The following is an 18,048-nucleotide window of genomic DNA, read 5'->3' as shown; positions in this document are numbered from 1 at the left end:
ATATGCAGGTCTCTGACCCCATTCATCTACCGTGCCCCGATATGGCGGGCATGGTAGACCCAGATCCAGAGAAGCTCGAACGCTCTCGTTTTCTACTTCAAAAACTACGGGAGAAGCACGGTTTGAACAAACGCAAGCCTATTCGCCAGTTAAGCGTCAATGCGCTTGAGTGGGAGAACAGGTAATGAGTCGAAACGCCAAGTACGAAGCCAGCAAAAAAGCGCAAGGCTTAAAGAAGGTCACTCTATGGGTTCCCCAAGACAGAGAAAGCGAGTTTCACATGTTGGCAAAAGCTTGTTGTGAACATCGCCATTTAACCTTTAACACCCTGCGAGATACCAAGTCAGGTAAGTACGTTTCTCTAGAGCATTTATAGCCCGTCACTGGTGACACATGAAAACCTACACAAAACCGACTAAAAACCCACTCACCAAGCTTCCTGATTCTTTGCGTCAGGAGCTTGCTGCTTATGTGGTGAAAAATCAGGGTACAACTTACAACCAAGCTACACCCAAGGAGCGCGTTTTTGCATTCGCTCACCAAGTGGCAAACCGTTTCAAATTGCCTAACGATATTCGCAATTATCTAGATAAAGCCTCTGCGGTGCGCTTTCGTAAATACGGCTTTAAACGTGCTATTGAGTTTATTGAGTCTCGCTCAAGTGCGGCATCGGCTGCGCTTGCGGTTTTACCTGAGCCTTATTGGGCGGTTGATACTGAACTAAAACGCGCACGTCTTGCGACTGAATTATCAGGGCGTGCGGGTTTTCGTTTAAATCATGCGGTCGCAAAGGAAATGTCTCCCTTTGAGGCGATAGAGCAAATTCATGAATTTGCAGGTGCTGCGCTTTGGATGCCTCACTTTAGAAAGCCTCTTGATGAAGATGAGGCTTACTCTCTGCTTGCTCGTTTGATTGATGAGAGCGTGTGGCGTCGCGCTATTGAAAAATACACGATAGCGGCGTTTGAAAATGCTCGACGTGCTGCTGGTATGGTTTCTCCACACATATCCCCTTACGCCTCAATCTCTGCTTGTGAATGGCTCAAGATTCGCCAAGACCGACAGCGCGAATGGCTTGAACTTATGGCTATTGAGTCCGAAGAGGGGCAAGTGGTCAGCATGATGGACGTGCATAAGTCCTCGCAATCAAACATGGAAAACCGCCGTCATGAGCTAATGACTCGTATTGCGGGTTGTCAGGAATACGCAGACAGCAACGCTCACGCCTCAGTGTTTATTACCATGACTGCACCTAGTCGTTTTCACCGCTTAACCAAGCGAGGTGAATACTGGATAGAAAACAGAAATTGGGACGGCAGCACACCAAGGGATGCGCACGCATGGTTATCAACCTCATGGGAGCGATTTAGAGCATGGGCGGGGCGTCATGAGCTGGCTTACTACGGGATGCGAGTGGTTGAACCTCACCAAGACGGAACGCCACATTGGCATGGCGTGTTTTTCATGCCTCTTGAGCAAGTGCCTGTCTTTATCAAGGCTTTACAGTCTTATCAGTTTCAGCGTGATAGCGCGGAGCTATACACCTCAACAGGACAGCCAAAATTTAAAGCAATGAAAGCTCGCTTTGAAGCTAAGCTTCTTGATGGCTCGGAGGGTGGAGCTGTGGCTTACCTTGCTAAATACATCTCTAAGAATGTCGATGGCTTTGGTCTGGAAGATCTCACCGACCTAGATAACCGCAAAGCCAAACTTCAAGACACAGTTAAAAACGTGACTGCATGGTCACGTAATTTTTGTTTTCGCCAATTCCAATTTCAAAAAACGCCAAGCGTCACCGTTTGGCGTGAGCTTCGCCGCATTCAAGACGAGCAAGAATATTGCACTTTTGAAAAGGCTCGACGTGCTGCTGATAACGGCTTTTTCTCTGCTTACTTCGACTACATGGGAGGGCATCGATTACCACAATCTATGCGCCCAATTAAGCCAATGAAAGAGGGGAAAGAGAATAAGTATGGTGAGTTAGTACCTGTGATTGTAGGTATTACTGGCAGCGGTCTGAGCGTGTTAACGCATGAGATTGAATGGAAGCTCATCAAAAAGCCTTCCGACTTGTCGGAGGCTTCTAATAGCAAGCGGGAGCTTGCGCCTTGGTCTAGTGGCAATAATTGTACGCGGCAAATTACGCGGGAGGTTAAGGCAACCAGACAGCAACAGATTATCTCCAATTTCTTTTTAAACATGGAACTTAACGGCGGGGGTTCACCCGAGTGGGAAGAGTTCTGGAATGGATAACTGCCAACGATGTGAATCAGGGGCATCTTTAACTAACAACTAACGTCGAGAGACAGGGGAATATTATGAAAACACTATCTATTGATGATTGTCAGCGTGACCTTGCCGCGCTGGATGCGGCTGACCAGTTAACGGCATCACTGAAAAAGCAGATTGCCAGCTTAAAAGGGATGGACTCAAAGTCGATTATGAAAACCGCCATGCCAATGCTGATGAGCGGCAACATTTCCCTAGAAGGTTTGGGCTTGCCTGTAAACCTGTTTGAGCAAATCGAGCAACTAGAGCAAATCAACAGTGTTGGACGCGCTAAGCTTCGCGCTCGCATCACTGCTGATTTACATGCGCTAAACGGTATTGAAGAGGCAGAGGTGAGCCATGGCTAAGGTCGAAAATCCAGTTCGCGGTTATGTGTCTTGTCCGGTTTGCCAATCTGTCTCAACCGTTCACCAATGCGGTGAAGGCAAATTGATTGCAACTGGTGAAACACCAAAAAACGGGCGCAATATCGGTATTTTGTATTACCGCTGTCCTGAGTGTGGTAACAGCTCAATCAGTAAGCGCGGGAGCGAGTTTATTAGTGCAAATATGGTCGCGGAATTAAGCGACCTTAAACCACTTGAAGCCGCACCAGTACAGGTTAGCGAGCCTAAAATCGAAGTCGAAAATGAAACGGTTATTTTAAGTGATGAAACCGAAGAGTTAACCGTTAACCAAGTCAGTGAAGGGGTAGAGGAAACCGAAACAGAGACCATTAACCAGACTGACACTAAGACGCTTACATTGTGGGGTAACAAGACGGTTAAGCGCGTAATGATGGTGCTTTTAGCGTTGGGGTTCGCGCTTTGGGTGTTTCGCAAGTTGGTAAACAAACCGCAAAAAGAAGGGGGTGAGCATGTCGCAGCCTGATAGCGTCTTACTTGAAGACACAAACACCGCTGATGATTGGGGCGATTTTGGGGCGGTCATTCAACAGCTTGAGCAACAAGAGCAAGCAGATAGCGAAACGGTTAACGTAACCGAACCTAACGCGACTAACCAAGACACGACAGAAACCAACAGCGAAGCGGTAGCGGGATTGTTGGAAGTGGCGTTTACCTTAACTGAGCAAGCAACGGCGGTTATTTCTGGTGTTGAATTTGAATTTGAGTTTGACGCCAAAAGCAAGCAAGCGGTTATTGATGCGGCTATTCCAGTGTTTGAAAAGCACGGCTCAACGCTGATGGCAGTGTTTGGGGACTACATCGAAGAGGCAACGCTTGTTCTTGCTATCTTGGGTTTGGTCTACGCATCACGAAAACAGCTTGAAGCGCTTCAACGTAGCAAGATGGAGGCGGAGCATGGCGAAAAAACCTCAACCTCTGGCACTGCCTAACCCTGTAAACTCGAACCCGTCACACGATGCTGAGCATACGATTTATGTGGCGGGAACGGGAGGCGGGAAAACCTCAGCCGTTAAACACCTAGGGCTGGTTCCCAAATCGGCTCAAGCGGTGTTTTTTGACCCGTATCGAAATTATGCAGGGGCGAAATTTCGCGGTCAGCGATGCCTTGGGGTAAGTACGCGCCTCGGTTTTCTCAAGGCGTTAGTGATGGCGCGTAGACGTGGTAAACCGTTTAAGTTGGCTTACGTACCGAGTAAAGGCGCGACAGCGGGAGAGCTGGAGTTCTTTTCATCGGTGGTGTGGTCAATGGGTAATGGTCGCGCTGATAAGCTACACATCATCATTGAAGAGTTGGCTTCTTGTGTTGAAACCAATGGCAAGCTTAAAGGGCGAGCGGGTGAGCTGCTTCGCGGTGGTCGTCAATATGGGCTGGTTGTGCACACGGTTTTTCAACGAGGGCAAGAAGTGCCGAAAACCGTCACCGAGCAATCAAGCGTTTGGTGGATTGGTGCGGTTAATTCAATGGCAGATGCGCAATGGTTAGCGGATAGGCGAGGGCTGGACGTGAACACCATTGCCCAATTGAAATCTGCCAAGATAAACAAACTGCGAATCAATAAGCCTATCGCAGAATATTTATTGGTGTGCGATGGCATTGGTAACGTTCAACACAAGGCGTTTAACTGCGCGACAGGGGCAAAGCTCAGTTTAAATTATCGCTAAATGACAGTGATTTACTTCACATCTAAACCTATAGGTTATTCGTTTAACCTATAGGTTTAAAGTCAGTGACCGCCGTGTGGTTGTCTGATTTGATAATGGCTCTTTTAACTCTTTCCAACGATGCGAATCAGGGGAAAACATGAAAATGAAAGCAAGTCATAAAACTATGCTGATGACGGTTGTCGTTGCGCTATTGGTATTAGCGGCAATCAACAATATTGGCGCACTTAAGCCAGTTAAAGAACAGCTTAACGGCAATGCAGGGTGGTTTTAATTATGGAACTACTCAACACACCATTTAACCCTCGTCCACTCGATTTAGACCCTGTAGAGGGGGTGAATTGGGGCAATCAAGCAAGCTTACGCTTGGTTAGTGGTCCAACTTACCAATCTATTGAGCTGGTAACTGACATCCTTAATCCAGCCGATATTGAGCGTGTACGCATCACGCTAAACGGCAAAGAAGTCTACAACCTAACAGGTCAAGACTTGGTTGACCTTCAAGAGCACCGCAAACAGTTCACTCAGGCGGGACGTTACGTTATTCCTTTTGCAGATCTAACGCTGCGTACAAAAGGTGGTGTGCGTACTGGTGAGCTAGTGACTCTGCAAGGTGAAATCTGGTTTGTTTACATCCAGCTTGCATCAAAAGCGGGTGGTACAGCTGCGCCAAGTATCCGCGCGCGTTCTCACACGACTCAAGCTCAATCACAACGTATTTACTTGCCACGCATTTACTCACTGTCTTGGTTTGCAAGTGCAACAGGTCGTACGCCGTTTGATTTTGCTGAGCGCTCACCTTTGCTGTCATTGAAGCGTATTCACTTCAAAGACGCATCCATTGACCGTGTTCGCGTTCTTCGCGACAGCGTCGAAGAAATCAACGTCAACAAAGCCGATAACGCCTTTGACCTTGCCATTGTTGGCTTGGAGCAAAATAACGGCTGGTTCAGCCTTGATTTTGTTCGTACTGGCTTTGGCGTGGAAGGTCGTCTGCCTACCAATGCCATGAAACAGCTTCAATTTGAGCTTGATAAATCTCAAACGGGCAGTGTGCCAGTGCTGATTGAAGCCATTGAGCAAGTGGGCACTATCTCAGCGAATTAAGGGGGTGAGCAATGTCCTTACCTGACCAAGCAAAAGCCACCGCCAGCTCTGGCGGTTGGTTTGACAGCATCTTAGAAGGTGCGGGCGAGCTTGTTGGTGGTGCGGTCGATGTCGTGGGCGACTTCGGTAATGACTGGCTCGGTATCAAGATGGGTAACGAGCTAGAACGTGCTAAGTCAGCCAGTCCAGACGAAAACCGCGCCAACAATAACAACTATCAGCAACCAAACGGACAGCCAGTGAATACAGGCGGTAACGGTGTTCAATGGCAGACCATTGCCATTGTAGTGGTGTTGCTGCTGGTTGTGTTCGGTGGATTGGCATTTGCGCTCAAAGGGGGCAAGTGATGCCAATCGTCTATCTGGGAATTGTTGGATTAACCCTTGGCTTTTTGACTGCCAAGGAAATCAACAAATCAGCGTGGCTCATTGTGGTGGTGCTTGCGCTGATTATCTGGCTTAAAAGGGGTTGATATGCTGGGTTCATTAACCAGTTTAACGGGTGGCGGTGGTCTGCAAGGCGGTGCGGCTGGACCATCGGCAGCGAAAAGCAGTAACCAATCTGGGCAATCCATTGGTGGCATCAACATGGGTGGTGGCGTGAGTCCTTGGCTCATTCTTGCCATTGCGATACTGGTCATCGTTGCCCTAAAGGTACTCAAATGATTCGGGTGGTAACGCATGACGAAGGCATAAAAGAGCAACTGCGCGAAGCGTTTCGCGCTTGCCCTGATGACTTCGAGGTGATGGAGCAAGCCATTGAAGATGGGTTTGTCAGTATCTACCTCATTCATGGTGATGACTATCGTTTAGCGGTTGCGGGTGAAGTAGTCGGCAATGATTACTTTGTGTGGGCGGTCGAGGGAAAAGGGGCAGTGAATGCCTCTCGGGAACTGGCTACCTACGTGAAAAACAGCGGCTTAGATGCAATTACCACTAAAACGTATTTTCCATTGGTGGCGCGCCTTCTCAAGCGTCTTGGCAATGTCTCGACCATGGCGCAAGGCGACCACCAATTATTGCGATGGGAGGTTTAGCACATGGGTGGTAAATCCAGTTCAAGCAATAAAACCAGCACGAAGAATACCAGTAGCCAGAATGCCATTAGCGGCGACAACCTTGGGGTTGCGCTAAGTGGTATCGAAGGCTCAACGATTAATGCCACGGTCACCGACCACGGCAGCGTTGAAAAGTCGTTTAACTTTGCAGGTGACGCGCTTGATGAGTCGTTATCACTCGCCAATGGGGCGCTTAAAGAGTTCAGCTCAAGCAATAGCGAAAACCTTCAAATGATAGCAGGGCTTGCGGGTAACCAAGCGGCTCAAAATACACAGAACTTAGACAAGCTCACTGAGCTTGCCAAGTTCAAACAAGACAACGGACAAAGCGCGCTAAACAAACAGCAGTTGATTCTGATGGCAATCATTGTGCTCGTACTTGGTTTTGTCCTGTTTAAGGCGGTGCAGAAATGAACCTGACACTTATTAAAGGGCAAGAAGTGCCGCTCAATGTCGAATCGAGCTGGCTATTCATCGAGTCCTATCAGGGCAAATTGTCGGTGCGATTAGACGCGACGGGTGAAGAGTTCACGTTACCTAGTGGCTCGGTGCTTCGCTATGGCAAGCCAATGGGGCGCATCTTACTCAGCGGCGAAGGTGAGCTGTCATTTGAACATGGTAGCGGTGATTTTACCCCGCCAGTCGAAGGGCAAAAGCTCGAAATTCAAGCCATGCCAAAGGTCGAATTGTTGCCAGGGCAAAGTATGAAAGTGAGCGAGTTGCCTGACGTAAACCTAAAGGAAGGTCAAACCATCCATGTACACGTTGGCGACAACCTTATTGGGCGTCGTGGCGAATTGCCATTGCCTATTCCCGCTAATGCCAACCGCAAAGGGGTGATTATCAAAGCGCCATCGAGCAATACAGGTTTGGTGAGTATCGAGGGCTTTGAGCTTGCAGCAGGCGAAACGGTCACCATTGAAACAACGGCGGCGTTCGAGTTATCAGGAAAAGCGCCAGATACCGCGCAACTATTGGAGTATTAACCATGGCACTACCACCGCTACCAGAGGGTAGCAGCCGAAATAAAATCGAATTTTTGTATGAACACATGAACTCAGGTGAATCTGGCTCTGGTAGCGCATTGCCGATTATCCAAGGGCGATTTATGCCTAACAATGATACTGGGTGGAATGCTGACCTAGACGGCTTTTTCATTAAATATGATGCGCCGAGTTATGTTGAAGATGGCGATATGGACATTATGCCTCTCATCCGTCCCAAGCTTGAAAGTGACGGGGAGTTAGTAAGAGTGTTCTTCAATATCTCCGCAATGGCTCGCCTATCAGGCTTCCAAGGCGAATTGGGTTTTTACATTGTGCTGGCAGACGAGCAGGGCAACGTCATCAAAGAGAATGACGGCTACCTAAGAAAGCTTGAGCTAAAAAGTACAACCGTTCACGGCAAAGCGTCAGAACTGGGGCAGCGTGTCACCGTTAACGAAACGGGCATTTTGCAGATTGGCAAAGATACCATCAAAGATAAGCAAAAGGTCTTTCCTCACTTGTTAATTCAAGCCGACCCCGTGTACGCCGCTGACAGTGGCAGAACCAATAAAGGCGTTGTGAGTGATTTATACCTTCACAGTGGCGATGTCGTGATTATTGGCTTGGATGTGTCATCAATAGACCTGACGTTCGTGCCGCGCGAGCCGAGCTCAGAGTCGAGTTCACCAGTACCCAACTAACGGGGAGGTGTTATGGCTCGTAAGCTCATTATCACCATTATTGCTGTCATCTTAATTTTCTCTCTGTATCAGGGGCAAAAGATTATGAAATCACAACTCAATCGCGGTATTCGCAATAACAACCCGCTCAACATTCGCATTAGTGGCAACGCTTGGACGGGGAAGGTAACGCCTTCGAAAGATAAGGCATTTGAAACCTTTTCTGATTCGAAATATGGCTTTCGTGCGGCGGCGAAACTCATCCGCAACTATCAGAACCTGTATGGGCTAAATACGCTGTCAGGCATCATTCACCGATGGGCGCCAGCTAGCGATAACAACGACACGGATAACTACATTCAGTTTGTGTCCGGTAAGTTGGGTGTAAATCGAAATGCACCTTTGAACCTGTATGACGATGCCTTTATGGCTCGCCTTGTTCATACCATGTCGATTATGGAAGTGGGACGTTATTACTCACTGAGTGATGCCGCCGAAGGGGTAGCACTCGCATGACCAAACAAGAAGTAATGCAAAAGCTAGTGGTTGGGATTCTGACCGCTTTAATCAGCGCTTATATCTGGAAGCGCATCAACGGTTAGGAGCCAACATCATGAAAATAGATTTGAAACAACCATCGACGAAGAAAGGGATTGCTTTACTCGGTGCGGGTATCGCATTGGCAACGGGTCACCCTGAACTATTAACCGCAAGCGTGACACCGGAAGGTGTGCAAATGGGTGGTCTGATTGGTGTGGCTGCGCCAATGCTGCTTGGCTTGTGGGAAACCATCCGAAACGAGTGGAAGTAATGGAATTAACAGATTTTCTTACCACTCTAAACGGTATGGGGCTATCGCCCACGTTGATTGCACTTATTGCTTTTCTATGGCGACAAGACAAGCGTTTGACGATTGTTGAGACGATTTTAGAGCAAAAGTGAATGTATCGATTCATAAACTAAAAGACCGCTAGTCAAAGCGGTCTTTCTTGCCTAAGTTATTTGTACATTTCGAGTCAAGGTTGTGGGTTATTTTAAAAGTTTTTGGTGTAGTTTATGTGGGTGCAACTGAGTATAGACTTGCCAAAGAATGTCTAAACTTCTATGCCCAGTGACTTGAGCAACCTCTTCAATTGAATAACCTTTTTCAAACAAACGACTTGCTCCCTCTCGACGTAAATCATGATACCTAAGATCTTCTATACCCAATTCGTTCCTAACCCTCTGAAATCCAGCAGTTACACTTCTAGGATTATATGGAAAAATACGTTCGCCTTTTCTCACTTGTTTGAGTGCAATCTCAAATGATTCTCCAAGTAATGGAACTAGCATGTGGTTTCCTGCCTTCTTGCGTGGGTCTTTTCTATCTCTAACAACGATAGTTTTGTTTTCGTGGTCTAAGTCTTTCCAAAGAATATTGCAGACCTCACCAATTCGCATGCAAGTAAGAATGCTGAATTCCAGAATGTCATTGAACGGAATTCGAGTCTTTCCATTTGGTCTAAATGATTCCCTTTTCTCTAAGCCTGCCTTGAGTAATTTAAGTTCTTCAGAGGTTGGTCGACGGGTTCTTTTTTGGCTCTTTCCGATTAATCCCATGTCAATAAGAACGGGAACTGCCTCATCGAACACCTGACAGTTCGCTGATACATTAAAAACAGGGTTGGCTTTTTTCATTACAGAACGAAGGTATGCGATGTCGTGATAAACAGTTGCTGAACCAGCCCCAGCCCCTTTTCTGTTTTTGCAATGCTCAATTAAATCGCTAGTTTTTAACTTGTCGGTATCCACTTTAGCGATATCACAATCTCTAAGCAGTTTAATTACATAGCGCTTGGTTCGTCCGGTTCTATTCCATAGTTCAGGCTCAGTCATAAAGCGATCTAATAGTTCTGCGATAGAGGTTGATTTAGAGGTGTTTAGTATGCCTTCGGACTCTAATTCGACTACTCTTTTGATGCCAAATGATTTAGCAAGGGCTTTCTTTTTTAGAGTTTTGCTTTCCCTGTGTATAATGCGCGAATCTTTTTTAACGATTACTGTTACCTTGAACCTAAGTTCACCACTTTTTAGCTTGCGTGTTTCTATACTGTAGCTTGCCATTTGTCCTACTCCTTAAGGGGGGACTATAGGGGGACTGGAAGAGGAATTTCCATGAGATTCTAGGTAATTCACTGTATGTTTGTACAGTGTTAATTTGAGACTAAATCATGCAATACACTGATAAAGCCAATAAATACGCCGCGAATCGTCTCTCTGTAGCACCCATGTTGGATTGGACGGATCGTCATTGTCGCTACTTCCATCGCTTAATGACCAAAGAAACCCTGCTGTACACCGAAATGGTGACTACAGGCGCGATCATTCATGGAAAAGGGGATTTCCTGGCTTATAACGAGGAAGAGCATCCGTTAGCCCTTCAGCTTGGTGGCTCAAACCCAACAGATTTGGCAACGTGTGCCAAGCTTGCGCAAGAGCGTGGCTACGATGAGATTAACCTAAACGTTGGTTGTCCATCGGATCGCGTTCAAAATGGTCGATTTGGTGCATGCCTAATGGCAGAGCCGCAGTTGGTCGCAGACTGCGTAGCCGCGATGAAAGATGTGGTAGACGTGCCTGTTACTGTGAAAACACGTATCGGCATCGATGACCAAGATTCTTATGAATTCCTAACGGATTTCGTGTCTATTGTTTCTGAGAAGGGTGGCTGTGAGCAGTTCACTATCCACGCACGTAAAGCATGGTTAAGTGGTCTAAGCCCGAAAGAGAACCGTGAGATCCCACCATTGGATTACCCACGCGCTTACCAATTGAAGAAGGACTTCTCACACCTAACGATTGCGATTAACGGTGGCGTGAAATCTTTAGAAGAAGCGAAAGAGCATCTACAACACCTAGATGGTGTGATGATTGGTCGTGAGGCTTACCAAAGCCCTTACTTGCTAGCGTCTGTTGACCAAGAGCTGTTTGGTTCAAATGCACCAGTGAAAAAGCGCAGCGAAATCGTTGAAGAGATGTTCCCGTATATTGAAGCTCAATTGGCAAAAGGTGCTTACCTTGGCCATATCTCGCGTCATATGTTGGGTCTGTTCCAAAACATGCCTGGTGCTCGTCAATGGCGTCGTCACATCAGTGAAAACGCGCACAAACCGGGTTCAGGTCTAGAAGTGTTGCAAGATGCACTGGCGAAGATTCCAAAAGAATTGAACGTGTAAATTTCACCAGTGGTTGGTGAAAATTACCAACTGATAAATAACAAAGCCAGAGTGCAGAAATGCCTCTGGCTTTATTTTTACTTATATATCATGGTATTAGATATATATTTATAAGTTGGTATGGAACCTGCTCTAGTAAAACTAAAACAAAGGAGAAGTGATTATGTTGGAGCTGATCTTTATTTTAGTTTTCACAGCAACCCTATTAGTAACCGGTATTACTATGGTAACGGTATTTGCCGCAACAGGTATCGCATTGGTTGTGATGTTCTTATTGGGTATGGTAGGCGCTGTACTAAAACTATTGCCTTGGTTGATAGTCATTGCACTAGGTATATGGTTTTTTAAAAACTTCGTTGCCCAGCCTCGTTATAAGTAACGGATAGTAGAGATTTAGTTGATGGTGGGCTGTGAGAGTATGTTAGTATTTCTCACATGCCCCTTAATGTTGAAATCAGCTATCTCGGAGTAAAAATTACATGATATATAAAGCGACCATCGCTTTAGCGACACTATCGTTGGCTGCGTCTTACCCTTGTTTCGCAGAACAAGAGTCTTCTTTCACTACGACGGTTGGTGGGGAAGTTTGGGTAGCGGATACCAAAGTGAATGAAGTAAGAAGAGATAGCGACACAACGGGGTCTTTCTACGCTGCGATTGAGCATGACGTGAAATACGTACCTAATGCGCGCCTTCGTTACTCAAGTGTTGATGCGGATTACATGGGTTTTGACAAGCTCGACTTCACTCTTTACTACCAAATTCTTGAACACGACCTGATGCACTTCGATGCGGGTCTTACTTTTAGTAACTTGAGTGATACAAAATACGTAGACGCAGGCACTAATGCTCGTACGGAAGATTTTGATGAGCTGATTTGGGCTTGGTATGGCTACGCAGAAATCACTGTGCCAAATACAAACTTTGATGTAATTGGTGAGATGAACTTCGGTGATAACAAAGGTATTAAGAGTACTGATCTAATGGCTGGTGTTCAGTACCGAATTCCTTTTCAAGAGTCTCAACTCACTTTCCGTGGTGGTTACCGTGTGATTGATTTAGAGTCAGAGGAGTTTTTATCGAGCCTAGGTAAAGAGTTTATCTTTGCAGACGGCTTCTTCGTTGGTGCTCAATACTCTTTCTAACTACATAACATCAAATCCTTTAAAACGTCGCTTTATAAGCGGCGTTTTTTTATATCACTTCATTATATTAAATCGAATTTCTCGCCCAAGTTTCACTCTTCTACCATGCTTATCTAGGAGCAATGTATAAAAGTTGGAGCAGGGATTGCGATGACAATAAACGAATTACGACATCTATTTCGTGACAACCAGCTAGTCGAAGCCATTATAGAGCCTTCAATTCAAGAGGGAGGATGGGTTGTCGAGTTTCGCCATGCCCGTGGTGGGTTTGTTTGCCTCACAGACAGTCATGGGGAAGAGTGCCTATATGATGATCTTGATACGGCATCAAAATCGGCGTTGGCGGTTGGCTTTCAACAAGTTCGTATTGAGGATCGTTGAGCACTAAGCTCAGCGTTCTTACTTCCAAAAAGTTATAAAACATTCTCTTCTATTCTTTCTTGTTATTAGAGAGAGTGGTTAATCTATCGTCACGCAATGAATAGGGATGTCGTGACAATGTCTTTTCAACAGAATGAATATTCTCACAAGAAAGTGTCGGAAGATAATAATGGGCAGGGTGCTAATCCACCAATCGCAAGCCCACTAAATGACCAGCAATTTAACTCACTCCAGCAAACTGTCTCAGAGTTGTCTTCACAGCAACTTGCATGGGTCAGCGGTTACTTCTGGGGACTCGCTCAAAACCAACCAAGTGCAGCGGCTGCAACACCAATCGCACAGGCTGCTGCTTCTGTTGCTGCAAAACCAGCAGGCAAGCTAAGCATCATTTTTGCTTCTCAGACTGGTAATGCGAAAGGCGTTGCTGAAGCGCTAGAGCAAGAAGCCAAAGCAGAAGGCATTGCTGTAGAGCTGTTTGATGCCAGCGATTACAAAGGCAAGAACTTAGCAAAAGAGACTCACGTGATCATCGTGGCGTCGACCAATGGTGAAGGCGAAGCGCCAGATAATGCCATTGAACTGCATGAGTTCCTTCAATCTAAGAAAGCACCCAAGTTACCAAATCTACAATACGCCGTGATTGCGCTGGGTGATTCTAGTTACGAGTTCTTCTGCCAAACGGGCAAAGACTTCGATACTTACTTGGCTAAGTTAGGCGCAACTGCCTTCATCGATCGCATTGATTGTGATGTGGATTATGAAGCGCCGGCCGCTGAATGGCGTAAGCAAGCGCTTGAACAAGTAAAAGAAGCCCTTTCTTCAGGCAATGAAGCAGAAGTAGTCCAACTGCCTGTTGGTCAAGCCGCTCCAGGACATTCTGCTTATAACAAGCAAAATCCATATACCGCAACGTTACTGACAAGCCAGAAAATAACAGGTCGTGATTCGGGTAAAGATGTTCGCCACGTAGAGATTGACCTTGAAGAATCAGGTTTAACTTATCAAGCCGGCGATGCTCTGGGTGTGTGGTTCGATAATAGTTCAGAGTTAGCCAACGCTATCTTAGCTAAGGCTGGTCTATCCGGTGTAGAAAGTGTTGAAGTCGATGGCGAAAGCCTTTCTATTCATAGTGCATTGGTTAGCAAGTACGAAATCACCGCATCAAACCCTCAGTTTGTCACTAAATTCGCAGAGCTATCTGGTAGCAAGAAACTACAAAAGCTAGTGGAAGATAAAGACAAGCTTCGTGAGTACGCTGCAAATACCCAAGTTGTAGATGTACTTGCAGAGAAGAAGACCAAGTTAAGTGCAGAAGAATTAGTTGGTTTACTTCGTCGATTGACACCTCGTCTATATTCTATCGCTTCGAGTCAAACGGAAGTCGATGAAGAAGTTCACCTTACCGTAGGCTTGGTTGAATACGACAAAGGTGATGAAAAGCGCTATGGCGGAGCATCGAGTTTCCTCGCTCAACGTCTAGAAGAAGGCGGCGAAGTGAAAGTGTTTGTTGAGCACAACAATAACTTCAAACTGCCACAAGATGACAACACACCAATCATCATGGTTGGTCCTGGTACCGGTATTGCGCCTTTCCGTAGCTTTATTCAAGAGCGTGATAACCGTGATGCTGAAGGCAAGAACTGGTTGTTCTTTGGTGACCGTACCTTTACTCAAGATTTCCTTTACCAAGTTGAATGGCAGAAGTACCTCAAGTCAGGTTTGCTGACTCGCCTTGATGTTGCGTTTAGTCGTGACCAAGCAGAGAAGGTTTATGTTCAACATCGCATCTTAGAAAACGCTGAACAAGTGTGGCAATGGATTCAAGATGGAGCCTACATCTATGTATGTGGTGATGCCACTCGTATGGCAAAAGATGTTCACGATGCGCTGGTATTTGTAGCCGAGCAACAAGGCAAGCTATCTCGTGAAGAAGCCGAAGCATTTATCAACGATCTACGTAAAGCGAAACGTTACCAAAGGGATGTGTACTAATGAGCGCGAATCAACAATCAAACAGCCAAGAAGTATTAGGTGAGGTGCTTGGTCCACTCTCGGATAATGAGCGCCTTAAAAGAGAAAGTAATTTACTGCGTGGAACGATTGAACAAGATCTGCAAGACCGTATTACTGGCGGCTTTACTGCAGACAACTTCCAATTGATTCGTTTTCACGGAATGTACCAGCAAGATGACCGTGATATCCGTAACGAGCGTGCTAAACAAAAGTTGGAGCCGCTGCATAACGTCATGCTTCGTGCTCGTATGCCGGGTGGCATCATTACACCAAAGCAATGGCTAGCGATCGACAAGTTTGCAACCGAGCACTCTTTATATGGAAGTATTCGTCTTACTACTCGTCAAACGTTCCAGTTCCATGGCGTGCTAAAACCAAATATCAAGTTGATGCACCAAACGCTAAACAGCATTGGTATTGATTCGATTGCAACTGCGGGTGACGTTAACCGTAACGTGTTGTGTACCACTAACCCAGTGGAGTCGGAGCTACACCAAGAAGCTTACGAATGGGCGAAGAAGATCAGCGAGCATCTATTACCAAAGACGCGCGCTTATGCAGAGATTTGGTTGGACGGTGAAAAAGTAGAAAGCACGGAAGAAGACGAACCGATTCTAGGTAAGAACTACTTACCACGTAAGTTTAAAACCACAGTGGTTATCCCACCGCAAAATGACGTAGACGTACACGCTAACGATCTTAACTTCGTAGCGATTGCAGATAACGGCAAGCTAGTTGGTTTTAACGTGCTTGTTGGTGGTGGTCTAGCGATGACACATGGCGATACATCGACTTATCCACGTAGAGCGGATGACTTTGGTTTTATTCCATTAGAGAAGACGCTTGATGTTGCTGCTGCTGTAGTAACAACTCAACGTGATTGGGGTAACCGTTCTAACCGTAAGAATGCAAAAACCAAATACACATTAGATCGTGTCGGTAGTGATGTGTTTAAAGCGGAAGTAGAAAAACGTGCCGGTGTTAAGTTTGAGCAAAGCCGTCCTTACGAATTCACGGAACGTGGTGACCGTATCGGATGGGTTGAAGGTATCGATGGTAAGCATCACCTAGCACTCTTCATTGAAAATGGTCGTCTATTAGATTTCCCAGGTAAACCACTTAAAATGGGTGTTGCTGAAATTGCCAAAATCCATAAAGGCGATTTTCGTATGACTGCAAACCAAAACCTGATTGTTGCTGGTGTACCAAAAAGCCAAAAAGCGAAGATCGAGAAGATTGCTCGTGAACATGGTTTGATGGATGACGGCGTAAGTGAACAACGTAAGAACTCGATGGCGTGTGTGGCGTTTCCAACGTGTCCATTAGCCATGGCAGAAGCAGAGCGCTTCCTTCCTCAATTTGTAACCGATGTAGAAGATATTCTAGAAAAGCATGGTCTGCCTGAAGAAGACAATATCATTCTTCGTGTAACAGGGTGTCCAAATGGTTGTGGGCGAGCAATGCTGGCAGAAATCGGCTTAGTTGGTAAAGCGCCAGGTCGATACAACTTACATCTAGGTGGTAACCGAGGCGGTACTCGTGTACCGAAGATGTATAAAGAGAACATTACGGATAAGCAAATCTTAGAAGAGATTGATCTGCTGGTGGCTCGTTGGGCTGCTGAACGTGAAGAAGGCGAGGCATTTGGCGATTTCACGATTCGAGCTGGCATTATCCAAGAAGTATTCGTATCAAAGAGGGACTTCCATGCTTGATTCTGTAGCGTCCAAACCGGAGCTAACAGAGTTACTGACATTAACTAAGACGGAGCAAATCCTCCGTCTTGCTCAAATCAATGTCGAGCTCGAACAGCTTTCGGCACAAGATAGAGTAAAGTGGGCATTGGAGAATTTGGAAGGGGAGTTCGCTGTCTCGTCCAGTTTCGGTATCCAAGCCGCAGTGATGCTCCATCTTGTGACACAACAAAAACCGGACATTCCAATTATCCTAACGGATACCGGCTATCTATTTGCAGAGACATATCAATTCATCGATCAGTTGAAAGCGCAACTGAACCTTAACCTTAAAGTGTATCAAGCTAAAGAAAGTGCGAATTGGCAAGAAGCACGTTATGGAAAACTTTGGGAACAGGGTATAGAGGGAATTGAAAAGTACAACAAGATAAACAAAGTTGAGCCAATGCGACGAGCTCTGCGTGAGCAAAATGTTGGTACTTGGTTTTCAGGACTGCGTCGAGAGCAAAGTCAATCTCGTGCTGGTCTTCCAATCTTGTCGATCCAAAATGGCGTATTTAAATTCTTACCTGTGATCGACTGGACGAATAAAGATGTGCACTACTACCTAGAAGAGCATGGTTTGAGTTATCACCCTCTATGGGATCAAGGTTACCTTTCTGTCGGTGACACTCATACAACTAGAAAGTGGGAACCGGGCATGTCGGAAGAAGAAACTCGTTTCTTTGGTTTAAAGCGTGAATGTGGATTGCATGAAGACGATGGTAGTGAGCAGGATGGCTCAGGTATTTAGATGCTAATCTGGCAAAAGCCGTGTTTAGGGTAAATAAAGAAAGCTGCTGTAAAGCAGCTTTCTTTATATATAGTGAAAGAAAAAGGAGCATAAAAAGGATAACTCTGTGGATAAGTTGTATGCAGTCTTGGGGTAAAGTTGGATAAATAAGGCTTTGATCGAAAAGTCGTCGTTTAACTATTATTTTTGCAATTTTTGCAAAATAACGCTTGCCAATGTGAGCGCGATCTCTATAATGCCTCCTTGTCGACAGGGCAGAGCTCACAAGGGTTCGAAGCTAAGTCGGCAAGGTCAGAAAGAAAAGTGAAATAATTAATTGCCTTTACTTTTAAAAAGTAAAATAAATAGCAAAAAGTGTTTGACACAGAAAATTATCTCGCTAGAATGACCGCCTCTTCCGAAGTGATGTAAATCACAAAGAAGAGTAGCTCTTTAAAAATAAGAACCTATCAATCTGTGTGGGCACTCGTTGATGATAATCCAATTAGAAGCTTCGGCTTCAAATTAGGTTTCAATGAAACGAAGTGACCAATCAAGTCTTCGGACTTGGCACAGTCAATTCATTATCGTTCTGTTGGAACGATAATAGCTTTAAAATTACATTAGTAGTTTTGAAGTC

At 45.8% G+C, this 18,048-nt stretch carries 27 protein-coding genes; 26 read left to right on the top strand and 1 reads right to left on the bottom strand.

The window, feature by feature from the left end:
* Window positions 1–2 precede the first annotated feature (2 nt).
* The 19 genes from NL647_RS25280 (at window position 3) to NL647_RS27180 (ending at window position 9,130) form a co-directional block, all read left to right on the top strand.
* The gene (locus NL647_RS25280; RefSeq protein WP_017819661.1) at window positions 3–185 is read left to right on the top strand and encodes a hypothetical protein; all 183 of its coding nucleotides are present in this window, start codon (window positions 3–5) and stop codon (window positions 183–185) included.
* Complete coding sequence (locus NL647_RS25275) at window positions 185–376, top strand: hypothetical protein (RefSeq protein ID WP_050921785.1); 192 nt, start codon at window positions 185–187, stop codon at window positions 374–376. The genes NL647_RS25280 and NL647_RS25275 overlap by 1 nt, the downstream gene beginning before the upstream one ends.
* 17 nt (window positions 377–393) lie before the next feature.
* Entirely contained in the window at window positions 394–2,253 is a 1,860-nt protein-coding gene (locus NL647_RS25270; protein ID WP_050921786.1) for a replication endonuclease, read from the top strand.
* Between the two features lie 65 nt (window positions 2,254–2,318).
* Entirely contained in the window at window positions 2,319–2,636 is a 318-nt protein-coding gene (locus tag NL647_RS25265; RefSeq protein WP_017190992.1) for a hypothetical protein, read from the top strand.
* Window positions 2,629–3,159, top strand: coding sequence for a hypothetical protein (locus NL647_RS25260; protein ID WP_253650787.1), 531 nt, complete (start codon window positions 2,629–2,631; stop codon window positions 3,157–3,159). Before NL647_RS25265 ends, NL647_RS25260 begins: the two co-directional genes overlap by 8 nt.
* A complete protein-coding gene (locus NL647_RS25255; RefSeq protein ID WP_253650786.1) occupies window positions 3,146–3,625 on the top strand; it encodes a hypothetical protein in 480 nt (159 codons plus the stop codon). The genes NL647_RS25260 and NL647_RS25255 overlap by 14 nt, the downstream gene beginning before the upstream one ends.
* A complete protein-coding gene (locus tag NL647_RS25250; protein ID WP_005449705.1) occupies window positions 3,591–4,358 on the top strand; it encodes a hypothetical protein in 768 nt (255 codons plus the stop codon). The genes NL647_RS25255 and NL647_RS25250 overlap by 35 nt, the downstream gene beginning before the upstream one ends.
* Before the next feature lie 139 nt (window positions 4,359–4,497).
* The gene (locus tag NL647_RS27190; RefSeq protein WP_017190990.1) at window positions 4,498–4,632 is read left to right on the top strand and encodes a hypothetical protein; all 135 of its coding nucleotides are present in this window, start codon (window positions 4,498–4,500) and stop codon (window positions 4,630–4,632) included.
* A 2-nt stretch (window positions 4,633–4,634) separates the two neighbouring features.
* The gene (locus tag NL647_RS25245; protein WP_005449706.1) at window positions 4,635–5,465 is read left to right on the top strand and encodes a major capsid protein P2; all 831 of its coding nucleotides are present in this window, start codon (window positions 4,635–4,637) and stop codon (window positions 5,463–5,465) included.
* 11 nt (window positions 5,466–5,476) lie between these two features.
* A complete protein-coding gene (locus tag NL647_RS25240) occupies window positions 5,477–5,812 on the top strand; it encodes a hypothetical protein (RefSeq protein WP_017819655.1) in 336 nt (111 codons plus the stop codon).
* Window positions 5,812–5,937, top strand: a complete 126-nt coding sequence (locus NL647_RS27185) for a hypothetical protein (RefSeq protein WP_017190988.1) — start codon at window positions 5,812–5,814, stop codon at window positions 5,935–5,937. The genes NL647_RS25240 and NL647_RS27185 overlap by 1 nt, the downstream gene beginning before the upstream one ends.
* Window position 5,938: 1 nt before the next feature.
* Window positions 5,939–6,130, top strand: a complete 192-nt coding sequence (locus tag NL647_RS25235; protein ID WP_005449709.1) for a hypothetical protein — start codon at window positions 5,939–5,941, stop codon at window positions 6,128–6,130.
* Window positions 6,127–6,501 carry a DNAase gene (locus tag NL647_RS25230; RefSeq protein WP_253650785.1) on the top strand — a complete coding sequence of 125 codons (375 nt, stop codon included), beginning with the start codon at window positions 6,127–6,129 and terminating at the stop codon, window positions 6,499–6,501. Before NL647_RS25235 ends, NL647_RS25230 begins: the two co-directional genes overlap by 4 nt.
* Window positions 6,502–6,504: 3 nt before the next feature.
* Window positions 6,505–6,936, top strand: coding sequence for a hypothetical protein (locus tag NL647_RS25225; RefSeq protein WP_029790303.1), 432 nt, complete (start codon window positions 6,505–6,507; stop codon window positions 6,934–6,936).
* Entirely contained in the window at window positions 6,933–7,508 is a 576-nt protein-coding gene (locus NL647_RS25220; protein WP_253650784.1) for a hypothetical protein, read from the top strand. Before NL647_RS25225 ends, NL647_RS25220 begins: the two co-directional genes overlap by 4 nt.
* A gap of 2 nt (window positions 7,509–7,510) precedes the next feature.
* Window positions 7,511–8,209, top strand: a complete 699-nt coding sequence (locus NL647_RS25215) for a hypothetical protein (RefSeq protein WP_253650783.1) — start codon at window positions 7,511–7,513, stop codon at window positions 8,207–8,209.
* A gap of 12 nt (window positions 8,210–8,221) precedes the next feature.
* On the top strand, window positions 8,222–8,704 hold the full coding sequence (locus NL647_RS25210) for a hypothetical protein (RefSeq protein ID WP_017190983.1): 483 nt from the start codon (window positions 8,222–8,224) through the stop codon (window positions 8,702–8,704).
* A gap of 97 nt (window positions 8,705–8,801) precedes the next feature.
* Window positions 8,802–8,999 carry a hypothetical protein gene (locus NL647_RS25205; protein ID WP_253650782.1) on the top strand — a complete coding sequence of 66 codons (198 nt, stop codon included), beginning with the start codon at window positions 8,802–8,804 and terminating at the stop codon, window positions 8,997–8,999.
* Window positions 8,999–9,130: a hypothetical protein gene (locus NL647_RS27180; protein WP_301339246.1), complete on the top strand. Its 132-nt coding sequence runs from the start codon at window positions 8,999–9,001 to the stop codon at window positions 9,128–9,130. Before NL647_RS25205 ends, NL647_RS27180 begins: the two co-directional genes overlap by 1 nt.
* Before the next feature lie 87 nt (window positions 9,131–9,217).
* On the opposite strand, the gene NL647_RS25200 is transcribed toward NL647_RS27180, so the two are convergent.
* Entirely contained in the window at window positions 9,218–10,291 is a 1,074-nt protein-coding gene (locus NL647_RS25200; RefSeq protein ID WP_253650781.1) for a site-specific integrase, read from the bottom strand.
* A gap of 107 nt (window positions 10,292–10,398) precedes the next feature.
* Between NL647_RS25200 and dusA the strand changes: the two genes are divergently transcribed.
* From dusA to NL647_RS25165, 7 genes are all read left to right on the top strand, one after another.
* Window positions 10,399–11,403, top strand: a complete 1,005-nt coding sequence (dusA, locus tag NL647_RS25195) for a tRNA dihydrouridine(20/20a) synthase DusA (protein WP_301339245.1) — start codon at window positions 10,399–10,401, stop codon at window positions 11,401–11,403.
* A gap of 163 nt (window positions 11,404–11,566) precedes the next feature.
* A complete protein-coding gene (gene pspG, locus NL647_RS25190; RefSeq protein WP_005451528.1) occupies window positions 11,567–11,782 on the top strand; it encodes an envelope stress response protein PspG in 216 nt (71 codons plus the stop codon).
* A gap of 100 nt (window positions 11,783–11,882) precedes the next feature.
* Complete coding sequence (locus NL647_RS25185; RefSeq protein WP_253650780.1) at window positions 11,883–12,548, top strand: TIGR04219 family outer membrane beta-barrel protein; 666 nt, start codon at window positions 11,883–11,885, stop codon at window positions 12,546–12,548.
* 150 nt (window positions 12,549–12,698) lie between these two features.
* Window positions 12,699–12,929, top strand: a complete 231-nt coding sequence (locus NL647_RS25180; RefSeq protein WP_005451530.1) for a hypothetical protein — start codon at window positions 12,699–12,701, stop codon at window positions 12,927–12,929.
* 117 nt (window positions 12,930–13,046) lie between these two features.
* Window positions 13,047–14,921: an assimilatory sulfite reductase (NADPH) flavoprotein subunit gene (locus NL647_RS25175; protein WP_253650779.1), complete on the top strand. Its 1,875-nt coding sequence runs from the start codon at window positions 13,047–13,049 to the stop codon at window positions 14,919–14,921.
* On the top strand, window positions 14,921–16,657 hold the full coding sequence (gene cysI, locus NL647_RS25170; protein WP_253650778.1) for an assimilatory sulfite reductase (NADPH) hemoprotein subunit: 1,737 nt from the start codon (window positions 14,921–14,923) through the stop codon (window positions 16,655–16,657). The genes NL647_RS25175 and cysI overlap by 1 nt, the downstream gene beginning before the upstream one ends.
* Window positions 16,650–17,429 carry a phosphoadenylyl-sulfate reductase gene (locus NL647_RS25165; protein ID WP_005451533.1) on the top strand — a complete coding sequence of 260 codons (780 nt, stop codon included), beginning with the start codon at window positions 16,650–16,652 and terminating at the stop codon, window positions 17,427–17,429. Before cysI ends, NL647_RS25165 begins: the two co-directional genes overlap by 8 nt.
* Window positions 17,430–18,048 lie beyond the last annotated feature (619 nt).

This window comes from Vibrio sp. Y29_XK_CS5 (assembly GCF_024181835.1).
Classification (GTDB): Bacteria; Pseudomonadota; Gammaproteobacteria; order Enterobacterales; family Vibrionaceae; genus Vibrio; species Vibrio harveyi.
The sequence above is the reverse complement of the archived record's forward strand: the minus strand, read 5'-3'. Positions and strand labels throughout refer to the sequence as shown.